Genomic DNA, 14,080 nt, shown 5'->3' on the forward strand with positions numbered 1-14,080 from the left:
TAATTAATGCATTTTTTGCTAAAAATATGTTACAATAAACATGATTAGGACTAATTGGAGGTATTTATGTCACAAAGGAGACGGAGTCGTCGTTCAGAACATAAGTGGGGGCAATTGCGAATCATTAATTCCGTATTGCTTATTTTTTTGCTTATGACTGCAAGTTGGGCGACCTATACCATGTTGGCCAATAACATCTTGGCTTTTCGTTATGTCAATGTTCTCGTGATTGCACTACTAGCTCTTCTCTTGCTCTTATCAGCTTGGTTTGTGATCAAAAATCAGGCCAAAAAGACAACTTTGGTCCTGCTTCTTGTCGGCTTATTAGCTAGTTCAGGAGTTTTGTTTGCTAGTCAACAGCTGCTGAATCTGACCAGTAATGTCAACGGCCACTCTAACTATACAGAGTTTGAGATGGCTGTCTATGTCAAGAAAGACAGTGACATCAAAGATATCAAAGAAATCAAGGAAGTGGTAGCACCAAAGGGCAACAATAACGAAGCTAATCTTACTGCCCTCTTGGACAACATCAAAAAGACCAAGGGTCAGGAAATTTCTGTAGTGGATGCACCGACTTATCTAGATGCCTATAAGAGCCTGCAAGAAGGGAATGCTTCTGCTATGGTCCTCAACAGTACCTTTGAGGATACCATTGCCGCAGAAGATGCGGACTATGCCAAGAAGTTGAAGAAAATCTATTCCTACAAGATCCGAAAAGAAGTGGCAGCGACGAGCAAGGTGTCTGCCAATGCGGATGTCTTTAACATCTATGTCAGCGGGATCGATACCTATGGTCCGGTAACCTCGGTTTCTCGTTCAGATGTCAATATCATCATGACCGTCAATCGGAAGACCAAGCAAGTCCTATTGACAACGACTCCACGGGATGCCTATGTACCGATTGCAGATGGTGGTAACAACCAAAATGATAAGTTGACTCATGCGGGGATCTACGGAGTGGATGCTTCGATCCATACCCTTGAAAATCTCTATGATATCAAGCTCAACTATTATGTTCGTCTCAATTTCACGTCCTTCCTCAAGTTGATTGACCTTCTAGGGGGAATCGATGTGGAAAATGACCAAGAATTCACGAGCCTGCATGGCAAGTTCCATTTCCCAGTTGGAAAGGTTCATTTGAATTCAGAGCAAGCCCTCGGTTTTGTTCGCGAACGCTACTCACTCCAAGGTGGCGACAATGACCGTGGGAAAAACCAAGAAAAAGTCATTGCGGCCATTATCAAAAAGTTGACCTCAACTAAGGTCTTAAGCAACTACAATGAGATTATCGGAAACCTCCAAGATTCTGTCCAAACCAATATGCAGTTGCCAACTATGATGAACTTGATCAATACCCAGTTAGAATCGGGTGGTTCTTATGAGGTGACTTCTCAAGCGATTACTGGTCAAGGACGAAATGACTTGCCGTCTTATGCTATGCCTGGTTACAACCTCTATGTCATGGAGTTGGATCAAGCGAGCTTGACCAAGGCTAAGGAAACCATTCAAAAAGTAATGGAAGGAAAAGAAAAATGATTGATATCCACTCGCACATCGTCTTTGATGTGGATGATGGACCAAAGACAAGAGAAGATACGCGTGCCTTATTGGAAGAAAGCTATCGCCAAGGGGTGCGGACCATTATCTCCACTTCTCATCGTCGCAAGGGGATGTTTGAAACTCCCGAAGAAGAGATTTCTGAAAATTTTCAAGAAGTGAAAAAAATTGCGGCAGAGGTCGCGCCAGATTTAACGATTCATTACGGGGCAGAGATCTACTTTACCAATGATGTCTTGAAAAAACTGGAAGAAAAGATCATTCCACGTTTGGCAGATACGCGCTTTGCGCTGATTGAATTCAGTATGGGAACGCCTTACAAGGACATTCATACGGCCTTGGACCGTTTGCTCCATCTAGGTGTGACACCGGTGGTGGCCCATATTGAGCGCTACAAGTGCTTGGAGAAAAATGAGGAGCGCGTGCAAGAGATGATTGACATGGGCTGCTACATGCAGATCAATAGTTCCAGTGTTCTCAAGCCTCGCCTCTTTGGGGATGAACAAAAACAACTCAAAAAACGAGCTCGGTACTTCTTAGAAAAAGACTTGGTCCACTTTGTGGCAAGCGATATGCACAATGTGGATAAACGGCCGCCTTATATGGCAGAAGCCTATCGCTTGATCAAGGAAGAATACGGAGAACAACGAGCACAAGCTCTCTTTGTCAGCAATCAAGAACTCTTGTTAGCGGATGAATTAATCTAACCAGGAAACAGGTGGAGAGATCCACATGAAGGAGTAATTAGGAAATGAACAATCAAGAAAATCAAGCAGTGGAAATTGATGTTTTCGCTATGCTGAAGACCCTATGGAAACGCAAGTTTTCGATCGTTTTGGTCGCTCTTGTCTTTGCCATTGCAGCATTTGGCTACAGTGCCTTTTTAGCCAAGAAAGAATACCAAAGTACTAGCCGGATCTACGTGGTCAGTCGTCAAAACCAAGACAACAATGCCTTGACAAACTCTGATTTGCAGGCGGGTTCTTACTTGGTTAAGGACTACCGTGAGATCATTCTTTCTCAGAATGTCTTGAGCCAAGCCATCGAAGAATTGAAACTCGATATGACACCTGCTGAATTGTCGAAAAAGATCAGTGTGTCCGTTCCGACAGATACTCGTATCCTTTCGATCACGGCTAAGGATGGAGATCCAAAAGAAGCGGCTCGTATTGCCAATGGCCTTCGAAATGTAGCAGCTGAAAAGATCATTGCTGTGACCAAGGTGTCAGATGTTACGACCTTGGATGAAGCAGAAGTGCCTCAATCACCTTCTTCACCAAATATCCGACGCAATGTCCTTCTTGGCTTTATTGCTGGAGCAGGCCTCATGGTGGTGCTCATGGTCGTAGTAGAAGTCTTGGACGATCGTGTCAAGAGACCAGAAGATATCGAAGAGTTGATGGGCTTAACCTTACTTGGTATTGTGCCAGATATTAAGAAACTGTAGACTGGGGATCGCATGAATACGTTAGAAATTTCAAAAAATAAATTACAAGAAATTCGGAAGGCAGAAGAGTACTTTAATGCCCTAGCGACGAATATCCAATTGAGTGGGGTGGACTTAAAAGTCATCGCTATCTCATCTGTTCAAGAAAATGAAGGGAAATCAACCACTTCAACCAACTTGGCCGTTGCCTTTGCGCGTGCGGGTTACAAGACCCTCTTGGTCGACTGTGATATCCGGAACTCTGTCATGACAGGGATTTTCCGTAGTCGGGATAAGATCCAAGGCTTGACTGACTTCTTATCTGGTCGTAGCCAATTGGACCAAATCTTGTATGCGACTGATTTTCCAAACTTGGATATCATTGAGTCTGGACAGGTCGCGCCAAACCCAACAGGTCTCTTGCAAAGCAAGAACTTCACTGTGATGATGGATGCTCTGCGTGAGCATTTTGACTACATCATTGTCGATACGCCTCCAATCGGGGTCGTGATCGATGCGGCCATTATCGCCCAACGCTGTGATGGAACTGTCTTGATCACAGAATCTGGTGCCAATGGACGCAAGGCTGTCCAAAAGGCCAAGGACCAATTAGAACAAACAGGCACACCTTTCTTAGGAGTGGTGCTCAATAAATTTAACATTAAAGCTGCTGAGTATGGTTCATACGGTGGATATGGATCTTACGGAGAGTACGGGAAAAAGTAAAGAATAGGATCGAGGGAAAATGGGAGAAGAAAGAATTGAACTGGAAAAACTAAATATTGTTCTCTTTCAAAGTTTGGCTGTCCTATTTTCAGCTTACATTGTGAGTCTTTTTAAGGATGCAGAATACACATCGCAGACAATTGCCATTCTCTATCTCTTGCATTTTGTAGCCTTCTACATTAGCAATATTGCCTATCGTTTTTACAGCAGAGGCTATCTAGATGAGCTCTTTCAGGTCTTGAAATACAATGTATTTTTCGCTGTTGGGATCACCTTTACCTCTTTTATGCTCGACGGGGTCTTTTCCATTTCTCGTCGGGGGATGATCTACTTCTTTCTTTTCAATACGTTTTCCGTCTACATCATGGATCTCTTGCTCAAGAGATACCGGAAGTCTGTTTCGCCACGGCGGAAAAGTTCGCGAAAGATTTTCTTGATCACAGCGACCAGTCGGATGGAAAAGGTATTTGATATTCTGCATTCGCCTAGCCTTTATCATGGGGAATTGATCGGTGTCACTGTCATGGACGATACGGATTTCACCCATTCGGGTGTACGGGTGGTGCAGCCAGATCAAATGATGAACTTTGTGACCAAGGAAGTGGTAGATGAAGTGTTTATCAATCTGCCAAGTGAGGACTACAATATTAGTGACTTCGTCTCGGAGTTTGAGAGTATGGGGATCGATGTATCGGTCAATCTTAATGCCTTTAACTTCGCTTCCTTGGGCAATAAACGGGTTCGAGAAGTCGGGGGACTAAGTGTCGTCACTTTCTCAACCAATTTCTATAAACCAAGCCACGTCTTTGCTAAACGTCTCTTGGACATTGTAGGAGCTCTCTTTGGACTCTTGATTTGTGGACTAGTGAGTATCGTTTTGGTCCCTTTAATCCGCAAAGATGGCGGACCTGCCTTCTTTGTACAGAAGCGGGTCGGAAAGAACGGACGGTATTTCAACTTCTATAAATTCCGCTCCATGCGCGTGGATGCTGAAGAGATTAAAAAAGATCTGATGGCGCAAAACACCATGACAGGTGGGATGTTTAAAATGGAAAACGATCCAAGGGTAACACCAATCGGACGCTTTATCCGTAAGACCAGTCTTGATGAATTGCCACAATTTTACAATGTTCTGATCGGTGATATGAGTCTAGTCGGAACTCGTCCTCCAACGGTAGACGAATACCAAGACTACACGCCAGCCCAAAAACGCCGACTCAGTTTCAAGCCAGGGATTACCGGCCTTTGGCAAGTGAGCGGACGCAGTGAGATTACAGATTTTGACGAGGTAGTCAAGCTCGACGTTGCATATATGGATGGTTGGACGATCTGGAGAGATATTCAGATCCTGCTCAAGACCGTGAAGGTTGTACTTAGAAAAGAAGGAGCGAAGTAGGCTGTGAGTAAAGTTAGACAGATTCAATTAGGAGAACTATCCTTATTAGAAAAGTATATTGAGATTTGCACAAAACACAATCTTCGATACTATGCTTTAGGGGGCACTTTGTTGGGAGCCATTCGTCACAAGGGCTTTATCCCTTGGGATGACGATATGGATTTGGGCATGCCTAGGAAAGACTATGAAAAATTTCTGGAAATTTGCCAAAATGAATTACCAAGCAATGTCATCTTGAGAATCCATGATGATAATTTAGGCAATACATCTATCATGGATACCTCGCTTCAAATTGAATTTGGTGGGGTTGTGTGTAGTCCTTTTATCGATGTGTTTCCTTTAGATGGATACCCATCAGATGGGTTCCACTATTTCTTGCACACTAATAAAATTAAGTATTACCGTGCCCTTTCCAAAATATCTGTCATCAATCGATTGCACAATCGCGACCGAGGTTTCTTTGAAAATTCAATTGTGAAGGTTTCTAAGATCCTTCACCTAGACAAATTACTAAATACTGAAAAAATCAATCAAAAGTTACAAAATACGATTAAAAAATATGACTTTGAGACAAGTGATCTCGTGGGAAATGTCTTAGGATCCTATCGCGAGAGAGAATTGGCCTACAAAGAGGTATTTGGGGAGCCACAACTCCTTGATTTTGAAACTATTAAAATCAGTGGTCATGCTGATCCGGATGCTTATCTGACAAAGATCTATGGCGATTATATGAAGTTGCCAGAAGAATCAGAGCAAAAAGGTCACTTTGAATCCACTTGGGGAGAATAAGCTTGAAAAGTTTTACAATGATGGGGGTCAGAATTGACCCTTTAACAATGGCAGAAACCGTTGCTGCTACAGAAGAATTTGTCCGAGATAAAAAACCGCTCCATTTGATGGGGGTCAACGCAGATAAGCTCAATCAATGTGCGACAGATGAGGCCATCAAGAAGATAGTCAATGAGTCTGAAATCATCAATGCAGACGGTGCTTCTGTTGTGCTCGCGGCGCGCTATTTGGGCTATTCTGTACCAGAGCGCGTGGCAGGCATTGATTTGATGCAGGAATTGCTCCATTTGGCCAATGAAAAAGGCTACTCTGTCTACTTCTTCGGGGCAAAAGAGGAAGTCTTGACCGATATGTTGGCCATCTTTAAAAAGGATTATCCAAATCTCCGAGTAGTGGGCCATCGCAATGGCTATTTCTCTGCTGAAGAGGAGGAGGCTATTCAAGAGGATATTCGTGAGAAGAATCCAGATTTTGTCTTTGTCGGCATTACCTCTCCTAAAAAAGAGTACTTGATCCAGAAGTTTATGGACAATGGAGTCAATTCTGTCTTTATGGGTGTGGGAGGAAGCTTTGATGTCCTCTCAGGTCATATCAAGCGGGCACCTATGTGGATGCAAAAGGCCAATCTGGAATGGTTGTTCCGTGTGGCCAATGAACCAAAACGGCTCTTTAAGCGCTATTTTGTCGGAAATGCCACTTTTATTAAGAGAGTAGTACATGAAAAACGGAAAGCAAAAAAATAATATTCTGCACATTTCGCGGACCATGGATATCGGTGGGGCAGAACGCATTGTCTATCAGTTGGCGACAGACCTCAAGGAAGAATTTGACCAGGTTCATGTTGCGTCTACTGGTGGATTGTGGGAAGAAAAACTAGCAGAGAATGGGATTCAACACCATCGGATTCTAGATGTCGATAGCAAACAGCCAGCTACTGTGCTTAAGATTCTTGCTAGTCTTTCCAAGATCATCAAAGAAAATGAGATCACACTTGTTCACACCCATCACCGGATGGCTGCTTTCTATATTCGTTTGCTGCAGATGCGCCATCCAAAATTGATCCATGTCTATACAGCCCATAATGTTTTCAAGGATAAATTACCACTTTATAAATTCGCCCTAGGAAAGGCTCGAACGGTTGCTGTCAGTCAAGCTGTCCAGGAAAATATCCTTAATGATGTAGGGTCAAAAAACTCTGTTGTGATTTATAATGGAGTGAAAATGAAACAAAGTGAGCATACAGTAAATGAAATTACTCAGTGTGACGGTATCAAAATAGGCTGTATCGCTCGCCTGTCCGAACAAAAAGGGTTACCCTATCTGATCCAAGCCATGTCACTTGTGACAAATCCAAGTGTATCCTTGTTTCTTATCGGTGACGGAGAATTGAAAAATGATTTGATAAATCAAACAAAAGAGTTGAATCTGGAAGAAAGAATTCATTTTTTGGGCTACCGTAGTGACGTGGTAGAGTGTATCAATAGCTTTGACTTTTGTGTTCTTCCATCGATCTTTGAAGGATTTGGATTGGTCGCAATCGAGGCCTTTATGAACGGCAAAACGATGATTGCAACAGATATTCCAGGTGTGAACGAAGTGGTGAATTCTGGCAATGGGATCCTCGTCCCAGCTGAGGATCCGCAGGCCTTAGCTCAAGCAATTAAACAATTGGCAGAGGATCCTGAGAAAAGAGCCTCTTTAGCTGCTCGAGCAAAAAGAGATTATGATAACAAGTTTAGCTATCCGATCTTTTTAGACAACTATCGGAACTTTTACCAATCGATGAGGAAGGGTTCAAAATGAAAAAAGTAATGTTAGTGTTTGGGACGCGTCCAGAAGCCATTAAAATGTGTCCTTTGGTCAATGAACTCAAACAACACGATACCATTGAAACTGTAGTCTGTGTAACAGGGCAGCACAAGGAAATGCTGGACCAAGTGTTAGACGTTTTTCGTGTTGTTCCAGACTATAATCTTGGCATTATGAAGGCCAATCAAACCTTGTTTACTATTACGACCTCTATCTTGAAAAAAATCCAACCGGTATTAGAAGAGGAAAAACCTGATATTGTCCTCGTCCATGGAGATACCACAACCACCTTTGCAACAGCTTTGGCGGCCTTTTATATGGGCATCAAAGTGGGGCATGTGGAGGCAGGGCTTCGGACTTACAATCTTCAAAGCCCATATCCTGAAGAGTTTAACCGTCAAGCTACTTCCATAGTGGCAGATTACAATTTTGCTCCAACCCAGGTTTCAAAAGAGAATCTTCAAAAAGAAGGACGGACAAATATTTTCGTTACGGGAAATACCGTTATTGATGCCTTAAAAACTACAGTCCAAGAAGACTACGACCACCCTATATTGGAATGGGCGAAAGGAAGCAAGCTCATCATGTTGACGGCCCATCGTCGCGAAAATCTTGGAGAACCTATGGAGCACATGTTCCGTGCGGTCAACCGGATTTTAGAAGAGTTTGAAGATGTCAAGGTGGTCTATCCTATTCACAAAAATCCAAAAGTCAGAGAATTGGCTAGCAAGATTTTTGGAGAGAATGAGCGAATGAAAATCATTGAGCCCTTGGAAGTGATTGATTTTCATAATTTCATGAACCAAAGCTATATGATCTTGACAGACTCAGGTGGCGTCCAAGAAGAAGCGCCTTCTTTAGGAAAACCCGTCCTTGTCATGCGTGATACGACAGAGCGTCCAGAAGGTGTGGCTGCAGGGACTTTGAAATTGGTCGGAACAGAAGAAGAAAACATCTATCGCAACTTCAAGCTCCTTTTGGAAGACCAAGATGAATACGAGAAGATGAGTCAGGCAAGTAATCCTTATGGGGATGGAACGGCTTGTCAACAGATTGTAGAAATTATCATGAAGGGATTAGCATAATGGAAAAGGTTTCGATTGTCATACCGGTCTATAATGTCGAGGAGTATTTACAGTATAGCGTCGGTAGTCTTAGACAACAGACCTATTCAAATATCGAAATCATCCTGGTCGATGATGGATCGACTGATCGATCAGGAGAAATTTGTGACCAGTATGCTCAGGAAGATGACCGTATTCGAGTGCTCCATCTTCAAAATGGGGGAATATCTTATGCTCGAAAAAACGGTGTAAGAGTGGCAACAGCTGATTGGATCATGTTTCTAGATTCAGATGATTATTATGATCGTAGAACTGTTGAATATTTAATGGGATTGAAAGACCAGTATAATGTTGACCTTGTATCGACCCCGGTCATTGAAGTCAGAAATCATGAGGACAAAGATTTTTCAGGAGATCTAAATGAAAAAAGTTCAAGGAAATTAGATCGTCATACAGCCCTCAAAGAAATGTTCTATGGTCACCACGTTGGAACTCATTCAGGAGGAAAACTCTACAAGAAAGAGATCTTACTCCAACATCCCTATCCAGAAGGAATGATTTATGAAGATTTGGCCATTGCCTATGAGCATATTGCAGCTTGTAAGGAGATTGCTGTAAGCAATCTTAATCTTTATAAATACTATCGAAGAGCGGGTAGTACAGTCAATTCGAAGTATAGCGATCGGCTCTTGGATTTCTACAAGGCCATGGAATGGAACAGAGCCTATGTCGAGAGAGACTATCCTGATGATCCGGAAATGAAAAAAGCGCTCAATACCCGCTATGTCTTTAATGGATTTCATGTGGTTCATGCTATGTTAGGTTCTCATATGTACAAAGAAATCAAAAAAATTCGTCGAGATTATAGTCATTATTTTGGAACGATAGTGCTGGATAAACATATTACAACAAAAAACAAGCTAAAATATGTGCTATTTTTATGTTCTCCAAGATTATATGATATTGTTAGGAAAAAGATAGGATAGTTTAGGTATACCTAGGTAAACAAATGAAAATAAAAATTAAATTATCAGAGTTGTTGTATTTTTTAGCTTTCTTTATTTGGTTGCTCTTTAATTTCATAGCTCAAACAAATTTGGTCAATAAGTACCCTAACATATATAGATATCGGATAGTTGCTATGGTGGCTTGTATCCTTATACTTTTTGTCAAACTAGTATTAGAAAAAACCAAAAGTAGATTTTTATTTTTCTTTCTTTTGATGATTTGTTTGGCACTGGCAATTGGTGTTACAACCCATAAATTATTTGACGGACTAACCATCATTTCGACTATTTTGTTAATTATTTCCATTCAAAATGTGAGCTTTAGAAAAATATTGATTCTCTGGTCAAGTTCAATTTTTATATTTATGCTTTTTGTTTTTATGGGATTAAAAGTAGGATTTATAGAGAATACTTTACGAATTCAATTGGGTGGTAGGCTTCGTTTAAGCCAGGGGTACCAATATGTTAGTCTTGGAGCGAATTATTTATTTCATTTCACTCTAGTTTATCTGTATTTGCGAAGAAATAGAATTACATTTTTTGAAACACTCCTTCTTGGATTGGTGAACTATTATTTTTACGTCAACACAGATACAAAATCGGCTTTTTATCTTTCGATTGTAGCATTGGTATTGGTTTACTTATTTAAAAATAAGGTGATTGATCAAAAAATACTGAATAGAACTGGTCACATTGTCCTAACAGCAGGAATGGTTATCCCGATTCTTTTGACTTATTTTTATAATGCAAATAGCAGATTTCTTCAAACATTAAACATTGCCTTAACCGGGCGACTAAGTTTAGGAAATAAAGCGATGTCCTTATATGGTGTGCATCTATTTGGACAAAGAATTGATTGGGAACTTCAACAGAGAGCGACATCAGTTTTTGATAACTACTTATATGTTGATTCCTCTTTTGTAAATATCTTATTGCACTATGGAGTAATACTATTAATCGTTATTTGGTTCAGTTATTATCGCTTAATTAAGAGAGGATATTTCAACACAGTTGAAACACTTGTGTTTGTTGTATTGATTATTCATTCAATGTTTGATCCACAATTTTTTGAATTAATGTATAACCCATTATTGTTATTGATTGGGATTGCTTGGAGTGCGGATAGGTATAAGTATCAGGAGGTTTAAAATGATTTATGCAGGAATTTTAGCAGGTGGAACAGGCTCACGGATGGGGATTACGGATATGCCCAAACAATTTTTGGATTTGGGTGGACGTCCTATTTTAATCCACACGGTTGAGAAGTTCTTATTGGTCCATGAGATTCAAAAGATTGTATTGGGGATTCATCCGGACTGGGTGACCTATACGGAAGATCTGGTCGACAAGTACTTGTCTTCTTATAAGGACCGGATCTTGGTTGTAGAGGGAGGAAGTGACCGCAACTCTACCATCGAAAACATCATCCTGGCTATCGATGAGCTGCAGCCTTTGACAGAAGAGGATATTATCGTCACCCATGATTCGGTTCGTCCCTTTGTCAGCCTAAAAACCATCCAAGAAAACATTGAATTGGCCAAGAGCCATGATGTTGTAGATACAGTGGTCGAAGCGACCGATACCATTGTTCAAAGCTTGGACAATACCTTTATCACGGATATCCCTGAACGCCAATACCTCTATCAGGGTCAAACCCCTCAAACCTTCAAAATGAAAGACTTTCTTGCCTTGTATCATGATTTAAGTGACCAGCAAAAAGAAGTCTTGACAGATGCCTGCAAGATCTTTGTCATTAATGGCAAAAAAGTTGCCCTTGCAAAAGGGGAATATTCCAATATTAAAATTACGACGATTACAGATTTGAAAATTGCACGCGGTATGATTGAGGACAATTAATATGTTGAACCAAATCTTTCAGCTGACCCAGCCGAAAAATATTACCATCAAATACCAAGAAGAAGACATGAGCCGTGGAGACAAGGTGTTAATACGCCCTTATTACATGGCTATTTGTCATGCGGACCAACGTTACTATCAAGGAAAACGGGATCCTAAGGTGCTTAAAAAGAAATTACCCATGGCCCTGATCCATGAGTCGTCTGGTATCGTGGTAGCGGATCCTACGGGAACCTATCAACCAGGACAGATTGTGGCCATGGTTCCCAATCAACCTCCTCATCAAACAGAGGGTGTCTTCTTTGAAAATTATTTGGAGGGGACGCACTTCTTATCTAGTGGCTTTAATGGCTTTATGCAGGAAGTCGTTGCCTTACCGCTGGATCGTGTAGTGGCTTACCCAGAGGAAGTTCGGGGCCCTGTGACAGCCCTGGCGGAATTTAGTAGTGTTGCCATGCATGCCATTCATCGCTTTGACCTCATTGCCCACCAACGAAGAGAGTCCGTTTTGATTTTAGGAGATGGGAGTCTTTCATATGTGGTTGCGACTTCTTTGCACTATCTTTATCCAGATTTGAAAATTACAGTCGTAGGGCGCAACAGTGATAAACTACAATTGTTTAATTTCATTCATCAGGCCATTTTAACCAGCGAGTTGACAGATGATCAACGGTTTGATCACGCCTTTGAGTGTACTGGTGGCCAAGGAAGTGAACCGGCCATCAATGACATTATCGATCATATCAAGCCTCAAGGAACCGTGATGTTGATGGGGGTTAGTGATAACCGGGTCGCGGTCAATACAAGAGATGTTCTTGAAAAGGGCTTGACTTTTGTAGGGTCTTCTCGCTCAGGTCGTGAGGATTTTGAGCGGGCTGTAGAGATGCTGGCTAATCGTCGGGTCCAAAGTCGTTTGAAAAACATTATCCACGTTGATGGAGAAGTTCAAACCATTCCAGATATTCATCGAGCTTTTGCGACGGATTTGATCACACCGTTTAAAACGGTCTTCAAGTGGGGATTGTAGACAGTCATGAAAGTGTTAAAAAATTACGCCTATAATCTCTCCTACCAGTTGCTGGTGATTATTTTGCCGATTATTACCACTCCGTATGTGACGCGGGTCTTTAGCTCGAATGACTTAGGAACCTATGGTTATTTCAACTCCATCGTCACCTATTTTATCCTTTTAGCGACCTTGGGAGTGGCTAACTATGGAACCAAGGAGATCTCAGGACACCGCAAAGACATCCAAAAGAATTTCTGGGGGATTTATACCCTCCAGTTAGGTGCGACCTTTGTGTCCATCCTACTCTATGTCTTGCTGTGCGTGGCGCTTCCTTCTATGCAAAACCCTGTGGCCTATATCTTGGGGCTCAGTTTGGTTTCAAAGGGACTCGATATCTCCTGGCTCTTTCAGGGATTAGAGGATTTTCGTAAGATTACCGTTCGAAATATAACGGTCAAACTGGTTGGAGTCATCTCCATCTTCTTGTTTGTCAAATCTGCCAATGATCTGTATCTCTATGTATTCTTGCTCACTATCTTTGAGCTCTTAGGTCAGCTCAGTATGTGGCTACCTGCTCGGGAGTTCATTGGGAAAGCCCATTTTGATATGGCCTATGCACGGGTACATTTAAAACCGGTCATTCTGCTCTTTTTACCGCAGATTGCTATTTCCCTCTATGTTACCTTGGATCGGACTATGCTGGGGGCTCTCGCCTCTACAAAGGATGTAGGGATTTATGACCAGGCCTTGAAATTGGTTAATATTTTGCTGACCCTTGTGACGTCTTTAGGAAGTGTCATGCTTCCGCGCGTATCGAGTCTCTTGGCTTCAGGAGATCACAAGGCTGTCAATAAGATGCACCAAATGTCCTTTTTGATCTATAATTTGGTCATCTTCCCAATCATTGCGGGTATGCTGATCGTCAACGATGACTTTGTTCGATTCTTCTTAGGGAAGGATTTCCAAGATGCTCGCTATGCCATCGCTATCATGATCTTCCGCATGTTCTTCATCGGATGGACCAATATCATGGGGATTCAAATTCTCATCCCACATGATAAGAACAAAGAATTTATGCTGTCAACTACGATTCCTGCTATCGTCAGTGTCGGGTTGAATGTGCTCTTCTTACCTCATTTTGGTTTTATCGGTGCAGCCATTGTATCCGTCTTAACAGAATCCTTGGTATGGCTGATTCAACTGTACTATACCCGTCATTACCTCAAGGAAGTTCCAATTATCGGGTCTATGACAAAAATTATTTTTGCATCTGCTCTGATGTATGGCCTCTTGCTACTTGTAAAACCATTCCTACATTTCACCCCTACGCTGAACGTACTCGTGTATGCGGTGCTTGGTGGGATCATTTATCTGATTGCTATCCTATCTCTGAGAGTGGTAGATGTGAAAGAATTAAAACAAATATTTAAGAAATAATGG

General features: G+C 41.7%; 14 protein-coding genes. All 14 read left to right on the plus strand.

Translation table 11 applies throughout. The features are described from left to right. The first annotated feature begins 66 nt into the window (after window positions 1-66). The 14 genes from O3629_RS06585 to O3629_RS06650 are packed head-to-tail and all read left to right on the plus strand — an operon-like array spanning window position 67 to window position 14,077. Window positions 67-1,536, plus strand: a complete 1,470-nt coding sequence (locus O3629_RS06585) for an LCP family protein (protein ID WP_371495712.1) — start codon at window positions 67-69, stop codon at window positions 1,534-1,536. After that, complete coding sequence (gene cps4B, locus O3629_RS06590) at window positions 1,533-2,264, plus strand: capsular polysaccharide biosynthesis protein Cps4B (RefSeq protein WP_371608931.1); 732 nt, start codon at window positions 1,533-1,535, stop codon at window positions 2,262-2,264. The genes O3629_RS06585 and cps4B overlap by 4 nt, the downstream gene beginning before the upstream one ends. Before the next feature lie 44 nt (window positions 2,265-2,308). Further along, window positions 2,309-3,004, plus strand: a complete 696-nt coding sequence (locus O3629_RS06595; RefSeq protein WP_003009081.1) for a Wzz/FepE/Etk N-terminal domain-containing protein — start codon at window positions 2,309-2,311, stop codon at window positions 3,002-3,004. A gap of 12 nt (window positions 3,005-3,016) precedes the next feature. Then, window positions 3,017-3,709, plus strand: coding sequence for a tyrosine-protein kinase (locus O3629_RS06600; RefSeq protein WP_021154082.1), 693 nt, complete (start codon window positions 3,017-3,019; stop codon window positions 3,707-3,709). 19 nt (window positions 3,710-3,728) lie between these two features. After that, window positions 3,729-5,105, plus strand: coding sequence for a sugar transferase (locus O3629_RS06605; protein WP_371495717.1), 1,377 nt, complete (start codon window positions 3,729-3,731; stop codon window positions 5,103-5,105). 3 nt (window positions 5,106-5,108) lie between these two features. Further along, on the plus strand, window positions 5,109-5,894 hold the full coding sequence (locus O3629_RS06610; protein ID WP_023919863.1) for a phosphorylcholine transferase LicD: 786 nt from the start codon (window positions 5,109-5,111) through the stop codon (window positions 5,892-5,894). Between the two features lie 17 nt (window positions 5,895-5,911). Then, window positions 5,912-6,637 carry a WecB/TagA/CpsF family glycosyltransferase gene (locus O3629_RS06615; RefSeq protein ID WP_371495749.1) on the plus strand — a complete coding sequence of 242 codons (726 nt, stop codon included), beginning with the start codon at window positions 5,912-5,914 and terminating at the stop codon, window positions 6,635-6,637. Further along, window positions 6,612-7,697 carry a glycosyltransferase family 4 protein gene (locus tag O3629_RS06620; RefSeq protein ID WP_371495719.1) on the plus strand — a complete coding sequence of 362 codons (1,086 nt, stop codon included), beginning with the start codon at window positions 6,612-6,614 and terminating at the stop codon, window positions 7,695-7,697. Before O3629_RS06615 ends, O3629_RS06620 begins: the two co-directional genes overlap by 26 nt. Further along, window positions 7,694-8,788, plus strand: coding sequence for a non-hydrolyzing UDP-N-acetylglucosamine 2-epimerase (gene wecB / locus O3629_RS06625; RefSeq protein WP_371495721.1), 1,095 nt, complete (start codon window positions 7,694-7,696; stop codon window positions 8,786-8,788). The genes O3629_RS06620 and wecB overlap by 4 nt, the downstream gene beginning before the upstream one ends. Next, window positions 8,788-9,753 (plus strand): glycosyltransferase family 2 protein, encoded by a 966-nt coding sequence (locus O3629_RS06630; RefSeq protein WP_371495723.1) that lies wholly within the window; start codon window positions 8,788-8,790, stop codon window positions 9,751-9,753. Before wecB ends, O3629_RS06630 begins: the two co-directional genes overlap by 1 nt. A 23-nt stretch (window positions 9,754-9,776) precedes the next feature. Next, window positions 9,777-10,922 carry a polymerase gene (locus O3629_RS06635; protein WP_371495725.1) on the plus strand — a complete coding sequence of 382 codons (1,146 nt, stop codon included), beginning with the start codon at window positions 9,777-9,779 and terminating at the stop codon, window positions 10,920-10,922. 1 nt (window position 10,923) lies between these two features. Continuing rightward, window positions 10,924-11,631: a 2-C-methyl-D-erythritol 4-phosphate cytidylyltransferase gene (locus O3629_RS06640; protein WP_343086015.1), complete on the plus strand. Its 708-nt coding sequence runs from the start codon at window positions 10,924-10,926 to the stop codon at window positions 11,629-11,631. Between the two features lies 1 nt (window position 11,632). Next, the gene (locus tag O3629_RS06645; RefSeq protein WP_031574407.1) at window positions 11,633-12,658 is read left to right on the plus strand and encodes a zinc-binding dehydrogenase; all 1,026 of its coding nucleotides are present in this window, start codon (window positions 11,633-11,635) and stop codon (window positions 12,656-12,658) included. 6 nt (window positions 12,659-12,664) lie between these two features. Then, window positions 12,665-14,077 (plus strand): flippase, encoded by a 1,413-nt coding sequence (locus O3629_RS06650; RefSeq protein WP_371495728.1) that lies wholly within the window; start codon window positions 12,665-12,667, stop codon window positions 14,075-14,077. Window positions 14,078-14,080: the final 3 nt, after the last annotated feature.

Source organism: Streptococcus sp. 27098_8_12 (assembly GCF_041432115.1).
GTDB classification, from domain to species: Bacteria; Bacillota; Bacilli; order Lactobacillales; family Streptococcaceae; genus Streptococcus; species Streptococcus parasanguinis_V.